Genomic DNA, 26,869 nt, shown 5'->3' with positions numbered 1-26,869 from the left:
CAAAGTAAAGAATTTAAGTGGTTAGGATTTTAAGATGAGTACAGAAGTTTTAACTGTTTTATTCATATGTAGGTACTTCTTTCAGAAAAGTATACTGTTCGTTTTCAAAATCCATACGGCAGGCAAAATGATTCAATCCATTGGTGAGGAACAAATAATCGGCATTCAAGGTAAAATTGTATCGGGCGATCTGATCGAAGGTCTGTTGGTTAATAACAACCCCGGGAGCTTTGCATTCCACCAGAATGCGAATACTGCCATCCCTGTTAAAGACGACTATATCGTAGCGTTTTAGGGTGTTGTGAAGTTTCAATTCTCTTTCGACATTTATTAGGGATTTGGGGTAGTTCTTTTCTGAAATTAGATATTTCAAGGTATGCTGTCGCACCCATTCTTCCGGGGTGAGTACAATGAATTTTTTTCTGATTTCATCAAAGATCAGTGGTTTGTTTTCGTTACTTTTGAAACGAAATTGATAGTCCGGAAAATTGAGCTTCAGCATGCGACAAAGGTAGCAAAGCAACTCGGTTTTTATTCAATAACATCACATCTTAAACTTTTTTTGTGGCTTTAGACAAGGCAAAATCCATTATAAATTCAGTAAAAAACGGTGACTTAAAACCCATCTATTTTTTAATGGGCGAAGAGCCTTATTATATTGACGGGATCTCAGATTATATTGAAAGGACAGTGCTTTCCGAAGAAGAAAAGGGTTTTAACCAAATGATACTTTACGGAAGGGATGTGAGTATTGAGGATATAATAAGCAATGCTAAGCGCTATCCCATGATGGCAGAACGACAAGTGGTTATCGTTAAAGAGGCCCAGGATCTTTCACGTACCATCGAAAATCTGGTCTCATATGTCGAAAATCCGCAGCCTACTACTGTTTTGGTATTTTGCTATAAATATAAAAAGCTCGATGCCCGTAAAAAATTGGCTAAAGCAATTGCAAAGCAAGGTGTCCTGTTCGAGAGTAGGAAGTTGTATGAAAATCAGGTGCCCGATTGGATAAAACGAGTTTTAACTGCCAAGGGATACACCATTACTCCTAAAGCTGCTCAAATGCTTACAGAGTTTTTAGGAAATGATCTCGCTAAGGTAAACAACGAATTGGAGAAATTACAACTTATATTACCTAAGGGTGCGCAGATCACTCCGCAACTCATCGAAGAGAATATCGGGATTAGCAAGGATTTTAATAATTTCGAATTACAAAACGCCATTGGAGAAAAGGATATTAAAAAAGCATTTACCATAGTTCAGTATTTTGCCCAGAATCCTAAGAATCATCCACTGGTGATGACGGTTGCCTTACTCTACAGCTTTTTTTCTAAGCTGTTAAAATACCATGCATTGGCAAATAAACGGAATGCGGCTAAAGAACTAGGGGTAAGTCCTTATTTTATTAAGGATTATCAGACTGCCGCCCGAAATTATTCTATGAAAAAGGTGAGTTCGGTAATTTCTTCCATACGGGAAGTGGATATGAAGAGTAAAGGAGTTGGTGCTTCAAATCTATCGCAGGGAGACTTGTTAAAGGACCTTTTGGTAAAGATCTTTGAGTGATCAATCGGTCTCTTCCAGTCGTTTATCTATCCGCTTTAACGCTTCAGTAGCCTGAATTTTATACTGTTTGAGCATATTCATATAGTTATTACAGGCAATAATATTAAAGTAAGCGACTTTGTTCTTGTAATCCTGACTCAATAAATATTCGAAGAAATCGGGATGTCCTTTGTTCGCCATAATTTCAGAAAACCAAGGCTTTGTGTCTCGCCATTCCCTGATATTTTCTAAAGAAAAGTTCTTAACTTGATCTCCAAATTCAGATAATAGCGGTTCATAAGCCGTATAAAACTGGACAATATCGACTGTGAGGCTGTCCCGACCTTTGCTTTCCTCGTAAAAATTCTTCAATTGATGGTAGCCTTTATCATTGATAGTAAGCGGGAGGTATGTACTTACGAGGTTTCCGCAAAGAATACATTTTTTAACCGACTCTGCATCGTATTCATTATTCAATATTTTTAATGCAACTTTGCTTCGTGCATCATAGTATTTAATAGCAGTACCGATAAAAAGCGTATCCTGCTGAAGGTCGTACGATACATTTTGCAGTATACCATTCAGCAGGTTTTTCTTTTTGTTTTCTTCGTTGTGGTTATTGATCTGTAAGGCGATAAGGATGCCGGTTACCACGAGTATGATCTCACCAAGCGCATAAAGTAAATAACGGCCAAAACGTTTGTTGTTCAGCGATTTGATTTTAAATGACTTGGTGAATAGCGGCATATTATCTTCTGTCTACTGAATATTTACCCGCCCCCGTTAGTGCGATCGCTAGAAAAGCAAATAAATACAAGAGTGCCATTTCTTTTCTACCTATGGGATCACCGCCGTGTATAATAAATGCAGCCACACCCATGGTAATGATGGTGGGTATCGCAAAAAGTCTTGTTTTAAATCCGATTAGGATTAGCAAAGGCGCGATGGCTTCACCAATTACAGCGCCAATTTTAGAAAGGGTGGGGCCAATTCCAATAGGGTCACCAAATTCGAAATTTCCCTGAATTACTTCCCAAAGTTTTGGAATTCCGTGAGTTAACATAAGTCCGCAAAATCCAATTCGCAACAGTAGTAATCCAATGTGGTAGGTTGATCTCATAAATAAATTTTAGGTTTGTTATTTTGAATTCCGATAAAAATACAAAACAAATTATTAAGTGTATTTTTGCATTTATAAAAATTATAAATGACAAAAGTTAGAGCCTGGATCTCGGCTGCCCGTTTACGAACCTTACCTTTATCAGTTTCAGGAATTTTAGTGGGAAGTGCTGCAGCCATGGATGCAGGAGCATTTCGGTTGTCGGTTTTTATATTGGCGCTATTAACCACGTTGGGCTTTCAAATCCTTTCAAATTTTGCCAATGATTACGGCGATGGAGTTAAAGGTACCGACAATGCCGATAGAGTAGGACCAGCCCGTGCCATGCAAAGCGGTTTGCTTAAAGCAAAAGAGCTTAAACGAGGAATGATCGTTACCACAGCGTTTACACTCTTGATCGCCAGTATGTTGATTTTCGATGCCTTCGGAAATGAAAACTTTATACTGTCCCTTATTTTTTTTAATCTGGGAATAGCAGCGATCATTGCAGCGATCACCTATACCGTTGGTAAAAAAGCTTACGGTTACCGTGCCCTGGGAGATGTCTTTGTTTTTGTTTTCTTCGGAATAATTGGTGTTGTAGGATGTTACTTTTTGTTCACTCAAAGTTTCGGAACCTGGGTGATCTTACTTGCGGTAACCATTGGATTGTTGAGCGCGGCCGTATTAAATCTAAACAATATGCGCGACCGAATTCCCGATGCAAAGGTGAATAAAAATACGCTGGCAGTGGTTTTGGGGGAGAAAACTTCAAAATTGTATCATGCCTTACTCATTGGAGTTGCCTTTATTTCTGCTTTTATTTATTTATTTCTGAAAACTGAGAACTGGATCGGGTTCATTCCATTAGTAGCTTTTGTTCCTTTGTTCCTGAATATCGTCAAAGTATTTAAAAATAAGGCACCTGCATTGCTTGATCCCGAGTTAAAAAAAGTAGCACTCAGTACTTTTTTATTTGCTTTACTCTTTTTTGCGATCAATTTCTTTTAGATTTATATTTAAGGAAAATTAATAACGATGAAAATTACATTTTACGGTCAGAATAGTCTGGCCATTGAAGTCGCAGGTAAAAATCTAATTGTAGATCCTTTTATAAGTGGAAATGATCTTGCTAAGGATAAAGTTGATATCATGACGTTAAAAGCCGATTATATTTTATTAACCCATGCCCACCAGGATCATATTCTGGATGCCGAAGCCATTGCAAAGAATACCGGAGCTACCATAGTGAGTAATTATGAAATTGCGATGCATTACCAAGAAAAGGGCATTGAGGTACATCCAATGAATCACGGGGGAAATTGGCAATTCGATTTTGGAAATGTAAAATATGTAAATGCCATCCACACCAGTTCTTTTCCCGACGGGAGTTATGGAGGGCAACCCGGCGGATTCGTCATTGAGGGTGAACGTAAGAATATTTATATCGCCGGTGATACGGCGCTTACCATGGATATGAAACTTATCCCTATGATAACCAAACTCGATCTGGCGATCTTACCAATTGGTGATAATTTTACCATGGGAATCGATGATGCCATCATCGCCAGTGATTTCGTTCAATGTGATAAGGTCCTCGGTGTTCATTATGACACTTTTGGCTTTATTGAAATCGATCATGAAGAGGCCAAAAAGAAATTCTACGACGCAAATAAGGATCTTATGTTGCTCGAAATTGGAGAAAGTATAGAATTGTAGAAAACGGTTAGATGACTAGCTTGCCTTCCTTACTACTTTTTTATCTATATGTTACCTCCCTTAAAGGGAGATTTAACGGGATGTTAATCCAACACTCCGGTATCACAACAAATCATACAAATGCTCAAAGCAAGTTTTAAAAAGCACATCTTACAATTTAAAATTCCCGGAGGAACTTCCCGCGGTGTGATGAAGACTAAAGAAACTTACTTTCTGCTTTTAAAGAATGAAGAAAATCAAGGAGTAGGGGAATGTGGTCTGCTTCGCTCACTATCGGTAGATGATCGTCCGGATTACGAAGAAAAGCTTCAATGGGTATGTGACAATATACATCTTGAAGAAACTGAACTTTACACCGCACTTACCGAATTTCCTTCAATACAATTTGGCATTGAAACGGCTTTTAGGTCACTTCATGCGGTAGATCCGTTTCAATTGTTTCCTTCTGAATTTTCTCAGGGAAATGCAGCAATTCCTATTAACGGACTGATTTGGATGGGAGACCGGGCGTTTATGAAGAATCAGATAGATGAAAAGCTGAAACAGGGCTTCAGTTGTATTAAAATGAAGATTGGGGCCATAGATTTTGATACCGAACTCGAATTACTGCGCTCTATACGTAAGGAATATTCGGCTTCAGAGATCGAACTAAGAGTGGATGCAAATGGAGCTTTTAACCCTTCCGAAGCCTTAAAAAAGCTCGAGCTATTATCGCAACTCGAAATTCATTCCATCGAACAACCTATCAAGCCAGGACAATTTCAGGAAATGGCCCATTTGTGTGAACGCTCGCCATTACCTATCGCATTAGATGAAGAATTAATAGGTGTTATTTCCGAAGAAGAGAAAAGCGTATTGTTAGCAACCATAAAACCACAGTATCTAATTTTAAAACCCAGTCTTATTGGCGGATTTACCGGAAGTGAGCGCTGGATCGAATTAGCTGAAAATGCACAGATCGGTTGGTGGTTCACTTCAGCGCTTGAAAGTAATGTAGGATTAAATGCTATTTCACAATTCACCTTCACAAAAAATAGTAAATTGCCACAAGGTTTGGGGACCGGAAGTTTATTCACCAATAATATCCCATCGCCGCTTGAAATAAAACATGGAACACTTAATTATAACCCGAAAATAAACTGGGAATTTAACCCGGAAACATTATAATGTATATAACACAAGCTTTTAGATATGCTCACGAACCCTGGCGATATGCGCTGGGAGGGCTTCTTATTTTTCTGGCGTCACAACTGGGCGCCATTCCTTTATTGCTGGTAGCCACTTTTAAATTAATGAACGATGGAGGAAGTCTCGAACAACTTGAGGATCCCAATGCCATTTTAACCATATTAGATTCTAATCTTACCCTCTTCCTCATGCTGCTCAGCTTTGCCATAGGGTTAGGTGTATTGTATCTCATAGTCAAATATTTACACAAGCAACCATTTATCACGTTAACAACCTCCCGACCCAAAACCGATTGGGGAAGGGTGTGGTTTGGTTTTGGGCTTATAGCTATAACTACAGTGGTTTTAACGACCATAGATTATTATCAGAATCCGCAGGATTATATCCTTCAGTTCGATCTTATTCCGTTTCTTATCCTTGCGGCCATAGTGGTTATCATGATTCCGTTGCAGACCAGTTTTGAGGAATATCTGTTTCGGGGCTATTTGATGCAAGGGATAGGTGTTTCATCGGTGCGGAGATATTTTCCACTAATAACGATCTATAGTGCCGTAGCGATTATCGGATATATGATTTTGATTTCTGAGGTCACACTGCACCCGGCGATTCACTTTGTACTGGTATTGGCGCTTATTGGTTTGATCGTTTTACTTATCACAACTAAAGTACTTCTACCTCTTACTGAAACAAAAGGGTATCAAGATCTAAGTAAGAAATTTAGTAACAGATTCCTGCCATTGGTGATCACTTCGGTAATTTTTGGCGGACTCCATTTTTTTAACCCTGAAGTTGAAAAGATCGGGAATATTATCATGCTGTATTATATAGGTACCGGATTTTTGCTGGGTATAATGACACTCATGGACGAAGGGATGGAACTGGCACTAGGCTTTCATGCCGGAAATAATATGGTGGCTGCTTTGCTGGTTACGGCAGACTGGACCGTGTTTCAAACCAACTCGGTTTTAAAGGATATTTCGGAACCCTCGGCAGGCTTCGATGTTTTACTTCCTGTCCTGATCGTATACCCTATCTTTCTGCTAATCATGGCATGGCGGTATAAATGGACGAATTGGAAGGAGAAATTGTTCGGAGCAATTAATCCGCCACCCGAAGAGATAACCTCAACACCTGGCAGTAACTAAAAGCAGTACCTTGAACGCAACCTCACCGTATCTTCACCCTGCTTTCACTCTCAATGGTACATCATTTGAAACTGTTGAAGAATTCCTCTTGTTTGCCAACGAACTCGAGCAGGAAGGATACGAACATGAAGTAAGTATAGCTAAATTCATTAAAAGATGGTATGAGCCTGAAACTCATATAACGGTAAAAACGTCGGGCTCAACTGGAAGATCGAAAAGAATATTGCTTTCAAAGGAGGCAATGGTGAATAGTGCCAAGGCAACCGGCACCTTCTTTAAACTGGCTGAAAAGACTTCGGCTCTATTATGTCTGCATCCTAAGTTTATAGCCGGAAAGATGATGGTGGTACGAGCAATAACGCTTGGGTGGGATCTTCACGTAGTGGCGCCCGAAAAAGATGCGCTAACCCAATACGACAATGACTATGATTTTGTAGCTATGGTTCCCTATCAGGTACATCATTCTATCGAAGATCTGAATAAGGTGAAAAAATTGATCGTAGGTGGCGGGCCTGTATCTGCAGAACTGGAACAAAAACTGCAAGATGTAAATTGTGAAGCTTTTGCTACATATGGCATGACCGAAACCTGTACTCATGTGGCAATTCGACGGCTTAATGGTCCGGCGGCTTCTTCGCTCTATTCTGCCTTGCCCAATGTAAAATTCAATACCGATGAACGGGGGTGTCTTGTCATTACAGCACCCGATATCCTAACAGAGGCCATTACTACCAATGATCTGGTAGACATTAAAACTCCCACTTCCTTTGTCTGGTTGGGAAGAATGGATAACGTGATTAACAGCGGCGGGATAAAAATCTTTCCTGAAACCATTGAGCAAAAACTCGTGAAAAGCATCGAACTTCCTTTTATCATAGCTTCGGAAACTGACGAATTATTAGGGGAGCGGGTGATCCTCATTCTCGAGAAAGCCGAAGAGACTGCACTTCAAAATTATTCTGAAGCATTTTCGACACTGGAATCCTATGAACGTCCTAAAAAGATCTATACCATCTCCAAGTTTCCTTATACCGAAACCGGCAAGATAAAACGAACCGATGTAATTCAGCTGCTCAAAAAGTACAAATAGGTATTTCCCTCAACCAAAGGCGCCTTAAACTCAATGGCTGTTTTTTTAGCCGGTAACGGAATGTAGTTTTAATTCATAATCAAAAACTTTAGCATTATGAAAACATTAATTACATCACTTTTATGCTTGCTAGTATTTCAGCTAAGCGGACAAACATTTACGGTTTCCGGAACGGTTACCGACAGTAACAACATGCCTTTGTTAGGGGCAAACATTTCCATTTCCGGAACTAAAACCGGGGTTCAGACAGATTACGACGGAAACTTCTCCATCGCAGGAAAAAAAGGGCAGGAACTGGTCTTTAGTTTTGTAGGGATGAAACCATTTAAAATGGAAATTACTAAGACCGAAAGCGTTGAGGTAGTACTGGAAGAAAAAGCCGAAGCACTCGATCCTATCGTAATTGGGGTGTACGGTATACCCAAGGATTACAAACGCCGACCCTATGCCGTAACCGAGATAAGCGGAACGGAAATTGAAAACAAGCCACAGGCCGATGTATCCAGAGCCCTGGTGGGAAAGATACCGGGAGCTCAGATTACGGCAACCTCCGGAGTTAGCGGATCGGGAACAAACTTCACTATTCGCTCTATGAGTTCGATCACGGGTAGCAATCAGCCATTATTTGTAATCGATGGAATGCCAATCAATACCAGCACCAACGCCCAGGGTGGTTTTGAAGGCGGAGTTACCGTTGTTAGTAGCCGCATCATGGATATAGACCCAAATAATATCAAAAAAGTAAAGGTGTTAAAGGGCTTAAGTGCTGCTGTGCTATACGGTGAGCAGGGGAGAAACGGGGTGGTTTTGATCACTACTAAAACCGGAGATTTCAGTGATCAGGAACTTGCACCCGAATTACCATACGGAGAGCGAATATTGGAAGAGCAGGAGCGACTACGCACCAAACTTGCCAATGAACGAACCGCTGTAGAGCAGGGGTATAAGAGCCCGTTTCAATCTTCGGTGATCACTATTATAAATAGTGTGAAAAAGTACGAAACCTATTTAAAAGAGCAGGAACGCTATGGTTCCAACCCGGCTTTTTATATTGATGTTTATAACAGGTTTAAGAAAGCCGACTCTCAATTGGCTTCCAAAATACTCGAAGGCTTCGTCAATGTAAATGCTAACAAACGGCAACTTTTAAAAGTTCTGGCATTCAAGCTAGAGGAAGAAGGCCGATTTGACCTGGCTGTAAGCTTGTATAAAAAAATTCATAAGAATCATCCCAACGATCCCTCAGCAATTCGTGACCTTGCCCTTGCGATGCAAGCTACAGATCAATCGGATGTTGCCGATGAATTACTTAAGAGTGCAATAGCCATTGGTGACAGCAGGGTAAAAAATTCTTCTCAGCAAAGTTTCAGCAGTGTATTAAGAACAGAATTGGCCAATATGCTTTCTTCCGAAGAAATTCAGAATAAAAAAGAAATCAGAAAGCAATACACCACTGCTGATCTTCGTATTGTGATGGATTGGAACCGTCCGGAGATCGATCTCAATATGATAGTAGTGGATCCAAACCTGGAAGAAATCAGTCTCGAAAATCCGAAGTCATCTTCCGGGGGAATTATGCTTGGAAACCATGGGGCCAGCATGGGACCTGAGACCTTTTTGCTTGAACACATTCAATCGGGTTCTTATTATATAAAGGTAGGTGAAGGGCCCGAAAACGCGCATGAGTTACGAGGTGATGTTTTTGTAAAACTTACCATTTTCAGAAACTTCGGAAAACCGGATCAGACTCGCGAAATTCAGGTCATAAAGGTGACAAATATCGAAGACAATCATCTTATGGAGCGAATTGCGGTGCTCTAGGTCCTGATGATACATCTAATTAAAAGGAGCAAAAGATTGCTCCTTTTCTTGTTGTGGATAATTATAACTAAATCCAAATACTTCTTGGATGAGGGCGAACCTATTTTTTTGAAACGATTTACTTTTCCGGTAACATCTATCAAAAAAGCAGGAAGAGTATTGTCCAAAGCTAAAATGTTCCCGATATTCGTACAGTTTCCTTTCCTTCGGATTTTGGAACCTAAAGTATCTAAATCTAAATTGTAGCATATGCAGCAAATAAAAATTTTATTAAAGACCGTGATGATTTTTCTAGTCGTGACGTCAAGCGGAATACTTCAATCGCAGATCCTAAGTGAATGGGACAGAGCTGAAATGCGGGATGAGATCTTAGCCGACAGATTTAATAACCTGCTCCCTAAGCTCATGGATGATACCAACATCGATATGTGGCTGGTTATTTCCAGAGAATACAACGAAGATCCTGTGATGCGTACCATGCTTCCTGCGCGTTGGCTGAACGCCAGAAGGAGGACCATATTGGTTTTTTACAGGGATAAAGCCGCCAATACTATAGAGAAACTTGCGGTAGCACGATATGATGTTGGAGACAATATCACTTCGGCATGGGACAAGGAAAAGCAACCGGATCAATGGCAGCGGCTGGTAGAGATCATTAAAGAGAGGAACCCGGAGAAGATCGCCATAAATTTTTCTAAGCACTTCGGAATTGCAGACGGCATCGTTAAAACCGATTATGAAGAATTGATGGAAGCACTTCCCGACGCCCTTGATGCAAAGGTTGTTTCGGCCGAAAAACTCGCGATCGCCTGGATAGAGACGCGCACTCAAAAAGAGATGGAACTGTACAATACCCTTGTTGCCATTACACATAATATCATTGATGAAGCTTTTTCTTCAAAAGTGATCAAACCGGGAACCACTACGACTGACGATGTGGTATGGTGGATGCGCCAAAAGGTCACTGATCTTGGTCTGGAAACCTGGTTTCATCCCACCGTTGACATTCAGCGAAGTAGTGAAGCCTTAAAAAGTCATATTTATTCTTTTACAAAGGGCGATAAAAATAAAGTGATCCTGCCTGGGGATCTGTTGCACTGTGACTTCGGAATTACCTATATCACACTGAATACCGATTGCCAGCAACACGCTTATGTCTTAAAAAAGGGAGAAACTAAAGTCCCCGAATATCTTGCTGAAGCATTTGCAAAAGGGAATAGGGTGCAGGATATTTTTACTTCAAATTTTGTAGCCGGAAAAACCGGAAACGAAATCTTATTGAAATCTCTTTCTGAAGGGAAAGCAGAAGGATTGCGTCCGTCTATCTATACGCATCCGTTAGGAACATACGGGCACAGTTCGGGTACCACCCTCGGGATGTGGGATTCTCAAGGTGGCGTGCCGGTAAATGGAGACTATCCGCTACATGTCAATACCGTATATGCTATTGAATTAAATAATACGGCGTTTATTGAGGAATGGGACAAAGACGTTCGTATCATGCTTGAAGAAGCAGGATTTTTTGGTGAAAACGGTTTCCGCTATGTCAATAAAAGGCAAGAAGCGATCAAGCCAATTCAGACCAACTAGCTTTATTATTTCTGCATCTTTAAATACTTATCGACCGAATGTTTTCCCGATCCATAAAACAGAAAAAAGATACAGATTAACAGTACCGAAATAGACAGCAGTAAATTCCCCGGATTCATTTCTCCGATAAAATTGATCAAAACAGCACCAATCAATATAGGTAGCTGTGCAATCACTGCCCAACGTGTTAAAAGTCCAAAGGCAATTAATACCCCTCCAACAAAATGAGCCGGTGCGATATAATGGACTAATAACATATCTCCCAAAATTGGTTTAACCGGTTCGTAAAGTTCGATAAGCACCGGTAAATTCGACATAAAAAATACTCCCTTCATAAATAGAAAGGCGCCCAGAGCAATACGTAGTATATCCAGTGGATAGTAGGTATGGCGGTTGGCCCACTTATTCAAGGATTTGATAGTTCCCATACTATGTGAAATTTAAATTTTACCAGTATAAGTTACTCAAATTTAGTTGTATAGCGATAAAACTTAAGGTTTTTTTACCAGCGTCATAAATCGGATTGCCGCTAAAAGGCCTATGAAAGAGAAGATCGCCAACATTAAAAATACGTACTGGTGCCCAAGTTCTCCCGGCCAATTGTCTAGAAGATACCCCATGGCCGGACCCGCGAATATATCGGGAGTATATCCAATGAGGGAAATGAGGCCGACGGCAGTTCCCGTAACAGCGACAGGAATTTTGCCTTCCTGTAATGCTGCAAAATACAAGGTTCGGAAGGCATATACCCCGGTGGCAGTGATCAGGATCGAAAAAAGAAACAGAATGTTCATCTCCGGATCTATGATACCAAGGGTGAAAAAAAGTGATCCAACTATCATAATAAGAAATCCCAGTACCATCATTAAGGATGTCTTGGTTTTATCGGCCAGAAAGCCGATTAGAACCCCAATGACCGGGCGTATATACAATAAAAAATTTCCCACCTGTGCCGATTCTATTTCGGTATAGCCCATTACCTCCCTGGCATAGAGTGAAAAAACATCTGTGGTTTTATATCCCACATAGGCGCATAAAATTATGATCATTAGCAGCCAGACCGATGGGATCTTAATTACCGAACTAAAATTTGCAAGGGAGTGAATTGTAAATGACTTTTCTACCAAAGAGTTCTTCTCGTCTTTGGATCTAAGAAAGAGCATTACTAGAATGGCAATACATATAACCAAGCCCGAAGACACCATGATCACATATTTAAAAGCATCTTTTCGCTCTGCCAGCGAATTTACATCGAGTTGGGAGCCTATAAAAACTGAAAACACCAACACACCTAAGGAACCAAATGCTGCTGCCACGAGTCCGCGACCTCCGTCCAGAAATCCGAAGGCCAATCCTTGTCTTTGAATTCCTCCCCAAATTCTGGTAGCTTTAATAAGGGCTGCCCAAAAGAGAAAAATAGTCGTGAAGCCCCAATAGCCCCAGAGTACCTTCATCATAAAATACGAAGGATAGGTGGCCAGATAAAATCCGCCCAAAGCCGTTAGCACCAGCGCCAAGGCAATAAGGATTCTTGGCTGGAACCGATCGGCTACCATACCGCCGAATAAATAGGATACAAAAGCTACGACCCCGTATGTTGAAAAGCAAACACCCAACTCGAGATTGGTAAGATTAAAAACATCGAGAAATGTGGGGCGGAAGATGCGTGCAAGTACAAAAGGAAGAATAAAGACAGCCTCTCCTGCAAGTATTAAAAGAAGGATGGTGTACCATTTTGGTTTTGAAATAGGCTCTTCGATATTTTCTACTGACTTAAAGGATGGAATGCTTAAACTTGTATTACTCCCATATTAAAAGGTTTTTCTATGGGTGCATGATCTGCTGCTTCTATTCCCATGGAGATCCATTTTCGTGTTTCCAGCGGATCGATCACAGCATCGGTCCAGATTCTGGAAGCGGCATAATATGGTGATATCTGTGCGTCATAGCGCGCTTTGATCTTATCGTACAGTTCTTTTTCCACTTCGGGCGTGATCGTCTCACCTTTTTTCTTTAAGGAGGCCGTTTCAATTTGTAAGAGTACCTTAGCGGCACTGTTACCGCTCATTACAGCAAGCTCGGCACTTGGCCAGGCAACAATAAGCCTTGGGTCGTATGCCTTACCACACATGGCATAATTCCCGGCACCGTAACTGTTTCCGATCACTACCGTGAATTTGGGTACCACACTGTTACTAACTGCATTCACCATTTTCGCACCGTCTTTTATTATTCCTCCATGCTCACTTTTACTACCTACCATAAAACCGGTTACATCTTGTAAAAACACCAGCGGAATTTTCTTCTGATTGCAATTTGCGATAAATCGGGTGGCCTTGTCGGCACTGTCACTGTAGATCACACCACCAAATTGCATTTCTCCTTTTTTGGTTTTTACAAGTTTACGCTGATTGGCGACAATTCCCACAGCCCAGCCGTCGATACGTGCGTATCCGGTGAGAATGGTATTCCCGTAGCCCTCTTTATATTGTTGGAAGTCACTGTCATCCACGAGTCGGTGAATGATCTCGAGCATATCGTACTGTTCGGTACGGAGTTTTGGTAGGAGTCCGTAGATATCCTGTGGATCCTGTTTCGGACTAACAGATTTTTCACGGTTAAAACCCGCTTTGGTATAATCTCCTATTTTCGAAACGATATTTTTTATAGTATCCAAGGCGTCCTTGTCGTCCTTGGCTTTATAATCGGTTACCCCGCTAATCTCGCAATGGGTAGTCGCTCCTCCCAGTGTCTCATTATCAATAGTTTCACCAATTGCCGCTTTAACTAAGTAACTTCCGGCGAGGAAAATACTTCCGGTCTTATCGACAATAAGGGCTTCATCACTCATGATGGGCAGATACGCTCCTCCGGCAACACAGCTTCCCATGACAGCAGCGATTTGGGTGATCCCCATACTGCTCATTACGGCATTATTTCTGAATATCCGGCCGAAGTGTTCTTTATCCGGAAAAATTTCATCTTGCATAGGCAGGTATACTCCGGCACTATCCACAAGGTAAATAATAGGTAGTTTATTTTCTATGGCGATTTCTTGGGCTCGCAAATTTTTCTTTCCGGTTATGGGGAACCAGGCACCGGCTTTTACCGTAGCGTCATTGGCAACTACAATGCATTGCTTTCCCTGAACATACCCAATTTTTATTACCACACCTCCGCTGGGAGCACCCCCGTGTTCTTCGTACATTCCCTCTCCGGCAAAGGCACCAATCTCCACCGATGGTTTTTTCGGATCGAGTAAATAGGAGATTCGTTCGCGGGCCGTCATTTTGCCTTTTGCGTGATGCTTCTCTATACGTTTTTCACCACCGCCGAGCTTAATTTTTGCCAGTTTTCTTTTTAATTCTGAAACGAGTAATTTATTGTGATCTTCGTTTTTATTGAAGTCTAGATCCATAGAAAATTTGAATTTGCGCTAAAATACAAAATGCCCGTGATACGAGAGGCGAAAAAGTAAAGGATTAGGGATTCGTGGAATAGGACTTTATGGTTAAGGGATAGTTCTCCTTCGCTACGGCTACAAAGGATATATGATATATAAAGAATAATAAGTGATGTATAGTGAGTAGCTGGTGCCTCTGAGTAAATGCTTCGGAAGGTCAACATGTTGGACGAAGAAATATACTTCTGAAAATAAGATTGTTATGATTTGTTGAATTGAATGCTGTTTTGCATTATTCTTTTTCCAAAAATCTTAGCATTTTTCTAATAGTTTTAGTGTAAGATTTTAACGATATTTGTTTTTCTCTGTTGAGTACAGCAGTAAAAAAATCGCTTTAGGGACCTGCCTGAGCTACTGATGAAGCTACCGCAGGCATCCCGATCCGGGAGTATGGTCGTAAGGTGTTTAAACTTTATTGCGGGACAGCGGGAGCGTCATAAAAAGAAACAACATGATGAATAAAAATACAGTATTGGGATGGGCCACATTTATAATGATCTTGGTGGGGATCGGTCTTATCGCATTGGGGGCCTTTAAATATCAGGAAGTTGCGGGTTATGGGTTTGCCTCTGTAGGCATTGGTTTCTTTGCCATTGCGTGGGTGTTTAATGCCTTAAAAGGTAGAATGTAGCATCTGTTTTTCATTAAAATTAAATAATCATTTCAACTATGAGCGACGATAAGAAAGTAATCTTTTCGATGTCCGGTGTGACAAAGACTTTTCAGAACGCGCAGACCCCTGTGCTTAAAAACATATACCTGAGCTTTTTTTACGGTGCGAAGATCGGGATACTTGGATTAAACGGAAGTGGAAAATCTACCCTTCTAAAGATCATAGCCGGAGTGGAAAAGAACTATCAGGGCGATGTGGTTTTTGCGCCGGGATATACCGTTGGGTATTTGGAACAGGAACCGCAACTCGACGAGTCTAAAACGGTGCTCGAGATCGTCAAGGAGGGGGTGAAGGATGTCGTTGCTGTCCTCGATGAATACAATAAAATAAACGATATGTTCGGTTTGCCGGAAGTGTATGAGAATCCAGATAAGATGCAGGAGCTTATGGATAAGCAGGCAAAACTTCAGGATGAGATCGATGCGACCAATGCATGGGAGTTGGACACCAAACTGGAGATCGCCATGGACGCCTTAAGAACACCCGAACCCGATAAACCCATTAGTGTGCTTTCGGGAGGGGAGCGTCGCAGGGTGGCATTGTGTCGTTTGTTGCTTCAGGAACCCGATGTGCTTTTACTTGATGAGCCTACAAACCATTTGGATGCAGAAAGTGTGCACTGGCTGGAGCATCATTTATCGCAATATAAGGGAACGGTGATCGCGGTAACACACGACCGTTATTTCTTGGATAATGTAGCCGGCTGGATCCTGGAACTCGATCGAGGAGAAGGCATTCCGTGGAAGGGAAATTATTCTTCTTGGTTGGATCAGAAGTCCAAACGACTCGCACAGGAACAAAAACAAGCGAGTAAACGTCAAAAGACTTTGGAGCGGGAATTGGAGTGGGTACGAATGGCTCCCAAAGGCCGACAAGCGAAACAAAAAGCCCGATTAAATAATTACGATAAGCTGATGAGCCAGGACCAGAAACAACTGGACGAAAAACTTGAGATCTATATTCCCAACGGCCCGCGATTAGGGACTAATGTAATTGAGGCGAAAGGAGTCGCCAAGGGATACGGGGATAAATTGTTGTACGAGGATCTCAATTTTAAATTACCACAGGCCGGGATCGTTGGAATTATAGGACCCAACGGTGCGGGTAAGACTACCATTTTCAGAATGATCATGGGAGAAGAAACCCCAGATAAAGGAAATTTTGAAGTCGGGGATTCGGCTAAGATCGCATATGTGGATCAGTCGCATTCCAATATCGATACCAATAAGACGATCTGGGAGAATTTCAGTGATGGGCAGGAATTAATCATGATGGGAGGAAAGCAAGTGAATTCCCGGGCATATTTAAGCAGATTTAACTTTAGTGGCAGCGAACAGAACAAGAAAGTGTCTGCGCTTTCGGGAGGAGAGCGTAACCGCTTGCATTTAGCTATGACCTTAAAAGAAGAGGGGAATGTTTTGTTACTGGATGAACCTACCAACGATCTCGATGTGAACACGTTGCGGGCTTTGGAAGAAGGATTGGAAAATTTTGCCGGCTGCGCAGTAGTGATTTCACACGACAGATGGTTCCTGGATAGGGTTTGTACGCACATTCTGTCATTTGAAGGTAACAGTCAGGTGTATTTCTTTGAAGGCAGTTTCAGTGATTATGAAGAGAACAAAAAGAAGCGATTGGGAGGGGATCTTATTCCGAAGCGAATAAAATACAAGAAATTAATACGATAGTATGGCCAAATATATCTGCTTAAGTTGTCTGTTATTCATGTTTATTTCTTGCGGAAGTAAAAAGGCAGTGATGGATTCCCAAACTACCACCAATGTCTCTGCTGCTTCTTCTGAAGTGAGTTATAACAGCCTGGGCAACGATCTTGCAATGGTGCAGCTCGACCTTAAGAAGGACAATACTTTTACACTTCGCTTTAAGAGTGTAAGTCCGCCGGAAGGAGAAACCAAGCCTTTGCGATTAAATTTCGAGGGCAGGTATAATACTGAAGATAACTGGCAGGTACTCATGTTCGAGGATTATAATTTTAAAGCAGCTGAGGTTTTTTTACCAGAGGACGCCCGAAAGGATGAGTTTGTGGTCGTTCGCGATAATGTTGTAAAAATAAATTCTAATAAAGAAACGCTTACTCTTTGGGGTATTGTTTGTGAGAAGCAGTAATTTCTTCGGAAAAGGATTTTGTTACCCATCATCAAAAAAGTATCTTTAGCTTTCTAAAAAAAGATACAAATGCACATTTCTTCACGTTTTATTATCTGCCTCTTGGCTGTTTGTTTTGTAAGTACTTCGTTCTACGCACAACTTCAGAAAAAATTTGAATATCTGGATGTCTTCCAGTTAGAATATACCGGTGATCCGCAAATTTCTCCCGATGGGGAATATGTAGTATACCGTCGTACCGGTTTCGATATTATGAAAGACCGTTCTGTGGGGGATCTTTGGATCGTAAATGCAGATGACCCGAATGATCATTACAAATTAACCAATCGCGAGGGCAGTGAACGAAGTGCACGCTGGTCGCCTTCGGGAGATCGCATCGCTTTTGTGAGCAATAGCGATGAAGGAAGTGAGATATATGTATATTGGGTTAAAAGCAGATCGATAGCGAAATTAACGCAATTAGAAGGCAGTCCCTCGAATATTAGCTGGTCGCCAGACGGTAATCAGATCGCTTTTAGTATGAAGGTTAAAGCCAAGGCTCCGGTTCTTGCCAAAATGCCTGAAAAGCCAAAGGACGCAAAATGGGCAAAGCCCCCCCGAATTACCGATAGATTAAAACATGAGGCCGATGGCGCCGGATATATAGATCCGGGGTTTACACATATTTTTACAATTCCCTCGAATGGAGGGAGCCCCAGACAGCTAACAGACGGAGAACTGAATTACGGTGGAAATTTATCCTGGTCTCCGGACGGGCAGAAGATATATTTTTCGGGAAATTTAAACACCGATTGGGAATATGATTTTAGAAATAGTGAAGTCTATGCTATAAATACCCAAACCCTCCTATATGAAACGCTAACAGACCGACCCGGTCCGGATAGCAACCCCTTGATTTCTCCCGATGGGAAATATGTTGCCTACACCGGTTTTGAAGATAAAGTGCAGGCTTATCAGGTGAGAACCCTACAAATAATGGATGCTTCTGGGAATAATAAAAAAGTTATTTCTGCTGGTCTGGATCGCGATGTAAACGATGTAGTTTGGGCGGCAGATAGTAAAGGGATGTATTTTATGTACGACGATAAAGGAAGAACGAAGATCGCCTATATTGATCTTAAGGGAAAAGTGACAGATATCGTCGACAATGTTGGAGGAACTACGCTGGGAAGACCTTATGCCAGCGGAAGTTTTAGTGTGTCTGAAAATGGGAAGATCGCGTATACCATTTCGTATCCCGATCGTCCTGCCGATGTTGCCATAGTGAGTAAATCTGATAAAAAACCCAAAGTGATCACAGATGTGAACAGCGATCTGTTGGATTACCGTCTTATGGGTGCCATGGATGAGATCTGGTACAAATCTTCGGTAGACGGAAGAGATATTCAGGGGTGGATCGTATATCCTCCCGACTTCGATAAGCGGAAGAAATATCCCTTATTGGTTGAGAATCACGGCGGGCCCATATTAAATTACGGAAATCGCTTTTCGGCAGAGATCCAATTATATGCTTCGGCGGGTTATATCGTATTTTATCCCAACCCCAGAGGAAGTACTAGTTATGGAGAAGAATTCGGGAACTTATTATTTAACAATTATCCGGGCGAGGACTATAACGATGTGATGGATGGGGTAGATGAAGTGATAAAACGCGGCAAGGTCGATCCGGAAAGATTATACGTAACCGGAGGAAGTGCCGGTGGTATAATGACTGCTTGGATCATTGGAAAGAACAACAGGTTTAAGGCTGCAGTCGTCGCTAAACCGGTGATGAACTGGATAAGTAAAACCTTGGTAGCCGACAATTATTACGGATATGCCAACTCCAGATATCCCGGACAGCCATGGGAAAATTTTGAAAACTACTGGAAATTTTCACCCATTTCACTGGTAGGGAATGTTGAAACTCCAACCATGGTGATGGTAGGTATGGATGATCTTCGCACACCGCCCAGCGAAGCAAAACAGTTGTATCACGCTTTGAAACTTCGAAAAATAGAAACTGTATTGGTAGAGATCCCCGATGCTTCTCACGGGATCGCATCGCGTCCCAGTAATCTCATTACTAAGGTGGCACATACGTTGGCCTGGTTCGAGAAGTACAAATAAAAAGAATTAAAAAACCCTTACCATAATCTAGGTAAGGGTTGATAATTTAAACAGGCTTGATCCAAAGTAAATGTTTCCATTTAGGTTTTTCCTTTAGCACTAGCAGAATATTGATTAGGAATAGAGCTGTAGTTTTGAGGAGTCCCCACACTTCATCTGCTTCCAGAAAAAGATGGAATAGAAAAATATGCAAGGTGATAGGCAATAAAAACAAAGCACCTATAAACCCGGTTCCCTGAAGGATTAAAAGTAAACCGAAAACCAGTTCACATATTCCTAACAATTGCCAATAATAGCCCGTCTGCTTTGAGCCACTTATGTACAATACCTTTTGAAGTGTACTTTCTTTTTCCGGCGCTGAAAATTGTTGGGCCTTTTCAAGTACTTCAGCAGGTGATGGAATAGGCTTTTCAAATTTTTCTATTCCTCCGTATATCATCATTCCTCCTAAAATTAGCCGGAGAATTATAAACAAGATGCTAATTGATTTTGTCATGATTAAAATGTTAATTGATCTTCATTTGGTTGAAATACATAGTTAAAAGTGTAAAATCTTCCTTCGTCAACCATAGCATCAGGATTTGAAGGAGCATCCTTATAATAACTTAGAATTTCCATCTTAGCATATCTTCCGTCTCGCGTTCTAAACACTAATATTTTTCCTGAAATGGGCACGATAAGAAAATTATCGGAATCGTACAGATACCAACCGTTTCCGCTTCCGGAAGGAATAGCATACCCAGAGGCTGAATCCTGAACAAATGAAACTGTATTTACTTCTGTTACAGAGGACATTGTTCCATTCGCAATGTAAGCAGCGGCTTCTCCGGTACGATCCGGCTCATCTGTTGTACCCAGAGATACGCCTCCGTTAACAATTATTGATGTTCCTCTAAAGGCGATATCCCATTCGGTGTCACTTGTAGTAACTTGACCGCTTTCAAAATCGAATTTTGTAAACGCTCCTGAAACAGGTTGTCCTTGTCCACCTTCCTGGGGAGCGTATAGGTTTGAGACTAATTCAGATTCCACCTCAAGTAGGGTAGTGTTGTTATCGTCATCACTACTGCATGAGCTAAATCCGGCGAATAAAATAATTGAAAGAAAATAGTTAATTGTTTTCATATTGATTGTTTAAAATATTAAAATTGAATATTGAGTTTTCCGTAGTAAATTCTTCCTGGAATATTGCTGCTGTTTTGTGGGTCGGTAAACCCCAACATATTGTCAACACCAACACCCAGACGGTAATTCTTGTAAATGGTTTTATTTAATGCTACATCGATTACCACATAGCCCTTGGCAAAGGTGTCGTAGGTATCCAAAAATCCGTTACCATTACTGTCTGAAAGTGCATAACGACTCCTGTATGTTGCTCTAAGTGAATTGTCTATACCCCAACGCGAGAACTTGTGGAATATCTTTACATTGGCCATATGTCGTGAGCGATTGTATAACCCGAAGTAATTTTCGTTTTCTAACTGAAAGGATGTTGACGACGGATCTTCGCGAGCAAAGGCTTCCCCATTCTCGAAGATCGTAATCACGTCTTTATCCTTCGCATATAACAATTGATAGCCACCTGAGATTTTAAGATGATTGTGCGGTTGCCAGCTTATGTTCATTTCAGCTCCCTGTGTAAATACTCTATTGACGTTAAAATAGCTGAAGACGTTTTGTCCGTTGGTTTTATTTGCAACAATACGGGTATCGATAAGGTTGTCTATATTATTTCTGAAAATGTTAAGGTGAACTGAAAGTGAAGAAAAAATGTCATAGTCTATTCCTAGATTTATGCTTACCGAACTTTCGGGACTCAAGTCTCCCAGAAACTCTGAAAGAGGTACTATTAGGTTTGCAATTTCACCCTGATCTTTCAACTGGGTAAGAGCTTCGGGTGCTGCATTATATCCCAAGACCGTATATCCCACGGTTCCATTGGTGAAATTAAAGTAGAGCTGCCTAAAATCGGGAGCCTTAAAGCCATAACCTACAGAGCCTTTTACGGCTATTTTATTGTTTAATTTAAAGCGGGCTGCTAATTTCGGACTGAATTGCGATTCGTATTGATTGTGCATATCGAATCTAGCACCTAGGATGATGTTAAGATTCTCGAATGCAGTTAGATCATACTGGGCGAATATGTATGGAGAATTAAATTCGGGTTTGGTTGAAAAGTCGTTTCTGTCTAATGATTCGTGTGTGTACCCAATACCACCCGTAATTTCTGAATTTTTTAAGGGATTAAATAATACTCTAATTTCTGGTCGTATAAGTAATTGATCATAATTTGCTTCCTGAAACAATAAACCGTCAGAATTATTTAGGAATTCTTCAGCTGTATAGCCGGTTGCATAGAATTCGAAATAACTTTTCCATTTTTCCCCGAATGTGTGACTTGATCTTAAATGTGTGTTCCACTCATTTGTTTCGGAGGCACCGGTGAGGCCTCCCTCTGCATTGTAGTCCTGATCTTGAGTAAAATATCTACCTGAGAGAAACAGAGTGGTGGATTCATTCAGTTCGTAATTCAGCTTTGTTTGAAACGTATAATTGTGGAAAGGTTCAACGGTGTTTAACTCGCTTTCTTCAAAAAGTTTATACCCATCACTGCTGTATCGGTTAAAAAAGCCGCTTATACTTAACTTACTTTTTCTGAAATTGATTCCCGTACTAAGATCACTGGTGTTAAATGAACCGTAGCGATTATCCAGAGATCCTGTTAGGCCGTATTTGGGAGTTTCTGTTATTATGTTTATTACGCCACCCAAAGCTTCACTTCCGTATAAACCGGAAGAAGCCCCTTTCACTATTTCGATCTGTTTTATATTACCCACGGTGATACGGTTAAGATCTAAGGTTCCTGCAGATCTGCCGATAAGAGGGACACCGTCAACAAGTATGAGGCTATATTGTGCATCCATTCCCTGAAGTTGTATGCCTTCGCCACCGCCAAAATCGGGAATGGTGATTAGACCGGTTTGTTCGTTTAATATGTCTGAAAGGCGTATGGAATTTGAATTTTCCAGCTCTTTTTTTGAAATGATCTGAGCGGGCAGAGGGAGGGAGGAAAGTTGTCTTTTGGTCCGGGTTGCTGTTACTATTATCTCTGAAATAGTTTCAATTTGAGTGCTGTCTTTTATAAGGAATTGATCCTCTTGTGTATACCCTTTTAACACCAACAAAACAGAAAAATAAAATAGAATATTATTTTTATTTAGACTCATTCTTTATAATTTTGCCGCAAATATATAATCTTATTTATATTCAATCTAAATAAAAATAACAAAAATTCGAACTTTTTTAAACACCGAAAACAAAACCATTTAAAATGAAACAATTAGCTATTTTTTCAGTATTTCTGATGATCTTTTCCAACGGAATAAATGCCCAAACCAAAAAAGAACTGGACCAGAAAGCCATTAAAAGCATGTGTGGTTGCTATGAAGTAAGTTTCAATTTTGCTGAGACTTTTAAGTATTCAGAAGATCCTAATTATACCCCGTCTACAGAAAAACACGATAGTGGTCTGGAATGGGTTGAACTGGTAGAGGATTCCGAAGATAAGATCGTATTGCAACATTTATTAATTGTTGGCAACCCCGCCAGTCCTAAAGTAATAAAGCACTGGCGACAAGACTGGTTGTTTGAGAACACAGATCTTTATGAATTTAATGCAGACAATACTTGGACTTATAATTCATTAGCTCCTAACACGGTTAAAGGGCAATGGACACAAAAGGTTTTTCAGGTGGATGACAGTCCGCGTTACGAAGGAACAGCAACTTGGGTTCATGTTGATGGAATCAGTTTCTGGGAAAATACGACTCCGGCACCACTTCCTCGAAGAGAGTATACAAAGCGAAGTGATTATAATCTAACCATGCGTACCAACAAGCATGTGATCACAAAAGATGGTTGGTTGCACGATCAGGATAACCAAAAGATCATCAGAAAAAAAGGTGAAGATGATAAAATCCTTGCTGAAGAAAAAGGACTCAATAAATATGTGAAAGTTGAGGATAGCCGCTGCCAAGCCGCCTTGACCTACTGGAATGAAAAGCACAAATTCTGGTCACTGGTACGAAGCAAATGGGATGAAGTCTTCGGAAGAAAGAAAGACTTACACCTTAATGATAAGGTAGAAGGAAAGGCGCTGTATCAGTACCTTTTTTCAGATGAGATAACTCCTCAGAAAAAGGAAATTGATAAAACTGTTGAATCCTTTGTGATAGACTAATTAAAAAACCACTCGACAGAGTGGTTTTTTTTATTCAGCTACTGGTTGTTTTCCGGGTACCAATCCAGCTGTATAACCTCTATGGAGTCGTTAGCCGCATTGACGAGGCTCTTAAATTTGGCCACGTCACTCATGCCGTCAGTTCCTCTAAAGTGATATGGGTAAACGACTTCCGGTCTAAAATCTAATACTGCATCGGCCGCCGATTCGACGGTCATGGTATATGGCAGGTTCATACACACAAAGGCTACATCTATACTATCGAGTTGACGCATTTCCGGAATGTCTTCAGTGTCTCCGGAAATATAGACGCGATACCCGTTTTTATTGATCACATAGCCGTTTCCTCTTCCTTTCTCATGAAATTTTAATGCTTCTTTACGAAGATTGTACATGGGTATAGCCTCAATCATCATCTCGAAGGCATCCTTAGTATCTCCGTTGCTTATCACGGCTATTTGTGCCTGAAGAAATTCCGGTAGTTTTTCGGCTACCGCCATGGGAACAAAGATCTTGGTTTCCGCAGTATTGATAGCTTCTAACGTGTTAAGATCGAAATGATCCCCGTGAATATCGGTGATAAGAATGAGGTCGGGTTCGGGCATTCCTTCAAAAGCAGACGCTCCGCCAACGGGATCCACATATATTATAGTGCCACCCATTTCCAGTACCATGGTAGCGTGTGAAATTGGAGTGACATTAAAGGTCGTTGTATCTACAGTCTCTTCAATGATCTCAGGTTCTACGACCGCCTGCTCTTTGGTTTCGTTTTTACAAGCAGCCACACTTATAATTAAAGCAAAAAGGATGATTATATTTTTCATAATTTCAGATTTTTAATTGAAATTACCACTAATTCAGAAAATCAAAACCTTGTTTTGCAATACTTTATGAAAATGATAAGACCATTTTAATATTACTCCGTTCATAAGGACTATCCGGCTCCACCGGAATTTCTATAAATCCGTACTTTCTGTAAATATGAATGGCATTTTCGAGTTTTGTATTCGAATAGAGAAAGAGACTATCGAAATTCTGCTTTTTAGCAAAGTCAATACAATATTGCATCAGCTTTTGCCCTATCTGTTTCCCTCGAGCATCGATTCGAACGGCCATTTTTGTGAGTTCAAAGTTGTTTCCCGAAGCTTTCATTAATGCCACAGTACCCAACACCTTATCGTTTTCTACAGCAAAAAAGATATGTCCGCCGGGTGTAATGATATATTTTTCAGGATTGAGCAACACTTCGCGGTCAAAGTCCTCCACATAAAAATACGTTTCCAGCCATTCAATATTCAATTCGTAAAAATCTTTAGCGAAAGTTGATTTATAAGGAACAATGGACCACATATTCTTTACATTTTACTGTCAATATGATTAATGACCTCATGTTCGATCGCAAGTGTCTGCTCATAGATATTTTTAGCTTTTGTCAAAATACGTTCAGCAAAATCACGGTCTTTTATATCCTTTGCGTTAATACGAACATTGAAATAAGCCCCAATCACCGCAGTTCTCGCACAAAGGATCCCAACACCGGCATCTGATAAGGATGATTGAAGTCCGTCTTTGATCATTGCCTGCATGACTTCCATAGAATTGAAGGCAGTTTCCATAACCTGAAATGGGATCTCTGTGGCATATTTTGTAGCCTCTTCAATCGCCTCTTTTCTTAATGCTTTTTCCTCCTCTGAGGTTTGAGACATTCTAAAACCATCGATGATCTTATTAAAAGCATTGGTGTCTTCATCGACCAGATAAAGTAGTTTTTGTTTGTATTGTTGTCCTTTTTCGGCCCAATGGGAATACATTTCCCATTTATCGTCCCAACCGGCCTTATGGCCTGAAAGGTTTGCCACCATAGTCCCTAAAGCTACACCTAGTGCGCCCACATAAGCAGAAATGGAACCTCCTCCCGGCGCCATGGATTCGGCTGCGGTTTCATCTGCAAAGTCGTTTACCGAAAGATCGATCAGCTTTTTCTCATTGCCTTTCAGCATATATTCGATGATCTTTTCTTCAGGATCAAAAGGTTTCAGGTCATCTAATCCAAGGGACTTTACCGCGATCTTAATTTTTTCAGTTTCAGAAATACCCAAAGAGCGCTGTTGTTTCTTCAGAAAATAATCTGCTGCATCCAACATGGCTTGCAAGGGTACCAGCCCGACCAATTCGGACCCTGTAACTCTAAGTCCGCGTTCTATCGCCGCCTTACAGGTTTCATCAAAGGCTTCATGCATGGACGTGATGGAAATGTTGGTAAGATTGTAAGAAATTTGGGCAATACCGTATTCTTCTATATACCAGCCAATCCCCTTAACTGCTTTCAATTTACCCGGAATCCGAACCGGTTCCCCGTCCTTGTCCAGCACTTTTTTACCGGTGATCGGATTTCCTTCCCGCTTCACTCTTCCCGCTTCCCGTATATCGAATGCAATGGCATTGGCGCGTCGGGTGGAGGTGGTATTCAGGTTAACGTTATAGGCGATAAGGAAATCACGGGCCGAAATCGCAATAGCCCCGGTTTTTGCAACCGCTTCATTAAATTCTGAAGGGCCAAAATCGGGTTTCCATTGAGGATCATGTAATTTTTTCGGAAGCCCTTCGTATTCACCGCTACGGCAATTCGCCAGATTCCTGCGTTTCTCTTCCTTTGCGGCTTTTTCATAAATATACCCAGGAATTCCCAGTTCTTTTCCAACCCGTTCACCTAATTTATGCGCATAGGTTGCGGTTTCTTCCAAGGTGATGTTTGCGATGGGTACCAACGGACAAACATCGGTAGCCCCAAAACGTGGGTGCTCCCCATGATGTTTGCTCATATCGATGAGTTGCGATGCTTTTTTTATTAATCGGAAGGCGGCTTCTATCACCGGTTCCGGTTCGCCAACAAAGGTGATCACAGTTCGGTTGGTGGCTTTTCCCGGATCGATATCCAGTAATTTCACTCCGTCTACTGTTTCAACTTCGGCGGCGATGGCTTTTATTTTTGCTGCATCGATCCCTTCACTGATATTCGGGACACATTCTATAAGTTGTTGTTGCATGCTGTTTTAT

General features: G+C 41.1%; 25 protein-coding genes. 13 read left to right on the top strand and 12 right to left on the bottom strand.

Annotated features, from left to right (window positions below):
* Positions 1 to 58 precede the first annotated feature (58 nt).
* Positions 59 to 502, bottom strand: a complete 444-nt coding sequence (locus ALE3EI_RS13240; RefSeq protein ID WP_186989438.1) for a type I restriction enzyme HsdR N-terminal domain-containing protein — start codon at positions 500 to 502, stop codon at positions 59 to 61.
* Between the two features lie 62 nt (positions 503 to 564).
* Between ALE3EI_RS13240 and holA the strand changes: the two genes are divergently transcribed.
* The gene (gene holA / locus ALE3EI_RS13235) at positions 565 to 1,569 is read left to right on the top strand and encodes a DNA polymerase III subunit delta (RefSeq protein WP_186989436.1); all 1,005 of its coding nucleotides are present in this window, start codon (positions 565 to 567) and stop codon (positions 1,567 to 1,569) included.
* Here holA and ALE3EI_RS13230 read toward each other — a convergent pair whose 3' ends face one another.
* Together ALE3EI_RS13230 and ALE3EI_RS13225 are read right to left on the bottom strand one after the other, a co-directional pair.
* On the bottom strand, positions 1,570 to 2,295 hold the full coding sequence (locus ALE3EI_RS13230; RefSeq protein WP_186989434.1) for a DUF6090 family protein: 726 nt from the start codon (positions 2,293 to 2,295) through the stop codon (positions 1,570 to 1,572).
* Between the two features lies 1 nt (position 2,296).
* On the bottom strand, positions 2,297 to 2,668 hold the full coding sequence (locus tag ALE3EI_RS13225; RefSeq protein WP_186989432.1) for a DoxX family protein: 372 nt from the start codon (positions 2,666 to 2,668) through the stop codon (positions 2,297 to 2,299).
* An 87-nt stretch (positions 2,669 to 2,755) separates the two neighbouring features.
* Between ALE3EI_RS13225 and menA the strand changes: the two genes are divergently transcribed.
* The 7 genes from menA to ALE3EI_RS13190 all read left to right on the top strand — a co-directional run bounded on the left by menA (position 2,756) and on the right by ALE3EI_RS13190 (position 11,200).
* Complete coding sequence (gene menA, locus ALE3EI_RS13220) at positions 2,756 to 3,658, top strand: 1,4-dihydroxy-2-naphthoate octaprenyltransferase (RefSeq protein WP_186989430.1); 903 nt, start codon at positions 2,756 to 2,758, stop codon at positions 3,656 to 3,658.
* A 27-nt stretch (positions 3,659 to 3,685) separates the two neighbouring features.
* Positions 3,686 to 4,366, top strand: a complete 681-nt coding sequence (locus ALE3EI_RS13215) for a metal-dependent hydrolase (RefSeq protein WP_186989428.1) — start codon at positions 3,686 to 3,688, stop codon at positions 4,364 to 4,366.
* 120 nt (positions 4,367 to 4,486) lie between these two features.
* A complete protein-coding gene (locus ALE3EI_RS13210) occupies positions 4,487 to 5,533 on the top strand; it encodes an o-succinylbenzoate synthase (protein WP_186989426.1) in 1,047 nt (348 codons plus the stop codon).
* Complete coding sequence (locus tag ALE3EI_RS13750; protein WP_233279972.1) at positions 5,533 to 6,699, top strand: CPBP family glutamic-type intramembrane protease; 1,167 nt, start codon at positions 5,533 to 5,535, stop codon at positions 6,697 to 6,699. The genes ALE3EI_RS13210 and ALE3EI_RS13750 overlap by 1 nt, the downstream gene beginning before the upstream one ends.
* Before the next feature lie 10 nt (positions 6,700 to 6,709).
* Positions 6,710 to 7,789: an AMP-binding protein gene (locus ALE3EI_RS13200; RefSeq protein ID WP_186989424.1), complete on the top strand. Its 1,080-nt coding sequence runs from the start codon at positions 6,710 to 6,712 to the stop codon at positions 7,787 to 7,789.
* A 96-nt stretch (positions 7,790 to 7,885) separates the two neighbouring features.
* Positions 7,886 to 9,610 carry a tetratricopeptide repeat protein gene (locus tag ALE3EI_RS13195; protein ID WP_186989422.1) on the top strand — a complete coding sequence of 575 codons (1,725 nt, stop codon included), beginning with the start codon at positions 7,886 to 7,888 and terminating at the stop codon, positions 9,608 to 9,610.
* A 282-nt stretch (positions 9,611 to 9,892) separates the two neighbouring features.
* A complete protein-coding gene (locus tag ALE3EI_RS13190; RefSeq protein WP_222614553.1) occupies positions 9,893 to 11,200 on the top strand; it encodes a M24 family metallopeptidase in 1,308 nt (435 codons plus the stop codon).
* Between the two features lie 5 nt (positions 11,201 to 11,205).
* Here ALE3EI_RS13190 and ALE3EI_RS13185 read toward each other — a convergent pair whose 3' ends face one another.
* From ALE3EI_RS13185 to ALE3EI_RS13175, 3 genes are all read right to left on the bottom strand, one after another.
* Positions 11,206 to 11,628, bottom strand: a complete 423-nt coding sequence (locus tag ALE3EI_RS13185) for a DoxX family protein (protein WP_186989418.1) — start codon at positions 11,626 to 11,628, stop codon at positions 11,206 to 11,208.
* Between the two features lie 63 nt (positions 11,629 to 11,691).
* Positions 11,692 to 12,960, bottom strand: coding sequence for an MFS transporter (locus ALE3EI_RS13180; protein WP_394367157.1), 1,269 nt, complete (start codon positions 12,958 to 12,960; stop codon positions 11,692 to 11,694).
* Positions 12,961 to 12,989: 29 nt separating this feature from the next.
* Positions 12,990 to 14,618: an acyl-CoA carboxylase subunit beta gene (locus tag ALE3EI_RS13175; protein WP_186989416.1), complete on the bottom strand. Its 1,629-nt coding sequence runs from the start codon at positions 14,616 to 14,618 to the stop codon at positions 12,990 to 12,992.
* Positions 14,619 to 15,117: 499 nt separating this feature from the next.
* On the opposite strand from ALE3EI_RS13175, the gene ALE3EI_RS13170 reads away from it, so the two are divergent.
* From ALE3EI_RS13170 to ALE3EI_RS13155, 4 genes are all read left to right on the top strand, one after another.
* Positions 15,118 to 15,294 carry a CAL67264 family membrane protein gene (locus ALE3EI_RS13170; RefSeq protein WP_233280024.1) on the top strand — a complete coding sequence of 59 codons (177 nt, stop codon included), beginning with the start codon at positions 15,118 to 15,120 and terminating at the stop codon, positions 15,292 to 15,294.
* A gap of 38 nt (positions 15,295 to 15,332) precedes the next feature.
* Positions 15,333 to 17,024 carry an energy-dependent translational throttle protein EttA gene (gene ettA / locus ALE3EI_RS13165; RefSeq protein ID WP_186989414.1) on the top strand — a complete coding sequence of 564 codons (1,692 nt, stop codon included), beginning with the start codon at positions 15,333 to 15,335 and terminating at the stop codon, positions 17,022 to 17,024.
* 1 nt (position 17,025) lies between these two features.
* On the top strand, positions 17,026 to 17,463 hold the full coding sequence (locus ALE3EI_RS13160) for a hypothetical protein (protein WP_186989412.1): 438 nt from the start codon (positions 17,026 to 17,028) through the stop codon (positions 17,461 to 17,463).
* Between the two features lie 69 nt (positions 17,464 to 17,532).
* Positions 17,533 to 19,572 carry a S9 family peptidase gene (locus ALE3EI_RS13155; RefSeq protein ID WP_186989410.1) on the top strand — a complete coding sequence of 680 codons (2,040 nt, stop codon included), beginning with the start codon at positions 17,533 to 17,535 and terminating at the stop codon, positions 19,570 to 19,572.
* A gap of 46 nt (positions 19,573 to 19,618) precedes the next feature.
* Here ALE3EI_RS13155 and ALE3EI_RS13150 read toward each other — a convergent pair whose 3' ends face one another.
* The 3 genes from ALE3EI_RS13150 to ALE3EI_RS13140 are packed head-to-tail and all read right to left on the bottom strand — an operon-like array spanning position 19,619 to position 22,799.
* Positions 19,619 to 20,068 carry a DoxX family membrane protein gene (locus ALE3EI_RS13150; protein ID WP_186989408.1) on the bottom strand — a complete coding sequence of 150 codons (450 nt, stop codon included), beginning with the start codon at positions 20,066 to 20,068 and terminating at the stop codon, positions 19,619 to 19,621.
* A 2-nt stretch (positions 20,069 to 20,070) separates the two neighbouring features.
* Complete coding sequence (locus ALE3EI_RS13145; RefSeq protein WP_186989406.1) at positions 20,071 to 20,697, bottom strand: HmuY family protein; 627 nt, start codon at positions 20,695 to 20,697, stop codon at positions 20,071 to 20,073.
* A gap of 17 nt (positions 20,698 to 20,714) precedes the next feature.
* Complete coding sequence (locus ALE3EI_RS13140) at positions 20,715 to 22,799, bottom strand: TonB-dependent receptor plug domain-containing protein (protein WP_186989404.1); 2,085 nt, start codon at positions 22,797 to 22,799, stop codon at positions 20,715 to 20,717.
* 104 nt (positions 22,800 to 22,903) lie between these two features.
* On the opposite strand from ALE3EI_RS13140, the gene ALE3EI_RS13135 reads away from it, so the two are divergent.
* The gene (locus ALE3EI_RS13135) at positions 22,904 to 23,812 is read left to right on the top strand and encodes a DUF6607 family protein (protein WP_186989402.1); all 909 of its coding nucleotides are present in this window, start codon (positions 22,904 to 22,906) and stop codon (positions 23,810 to 23,812) included.
* Positions 23,813 to 23,850: 38 nt separating this feature from the next.
* Here ALE3EI_RS13135 and ALE3EI_RS13130 read toward each other — a convergent pair whose 3' ends face one another.
* The 3 genes from ALE3EI_RS13130 to ftcD all read right to left on the bottom strand — a co-directional run bounded on the left by ALE3EI_RS13130 (position 23,851) and on the right by ftcD (position 26,859).
* Complete coding sequence (locus ALE3EI_RS13130; protein ID WP_186989400.1) at positions 23,851 to 24,636, bottom strand: MBL fold metallo-hydrolase; 786 nt, start codon at positions 24,634 to 24,636, stop codon at positions 23,851 to 23,853.
* Between the two features lie 64 nt (positions 24,637 to 24,700).
* A complete protein-coding gene (locus ALE3EI_RS13125) occupies positions 24,701 to 25,162 on the bottom strand; it encodes a GNAT family N-acetyltransferase (protein ID WP_186989399.1) in 462 nt (153 codons plus the stop codon).
* 5 nt (positions 25,163 to 25,167) lie between these two features.
* Positions 25,168 to 26,859 (bottom strand): glutamate formimidoyltransferase, encoded by a 1,692-nt coding sequence (ftcD, locus tag ALE3EI_RS13120; RefSeq protein ID WP_186989396.1) that lies wholly within the window; start codon positions 26,857 to 26,859, stop codon positions 25,168 to 25,170.
* Positions 26,860 to 26,869: the final 10 nt, after the last annotated feature.

Origin of the sequence: Constantimarinum furrinae (assembly GCF_014295415.1) — a bacterium.
In the GTDB taxonomy this organism is placed as follows: Bacteria; Bacteroidota; Bacteroidia; order Flavobacteriales; family Flavobacteriaceae; genus Constantimarinum; species Constantimarinum furrinae.
This window is presented reverse-complemented; position numbering and strand designations above follow the sequence as displayed.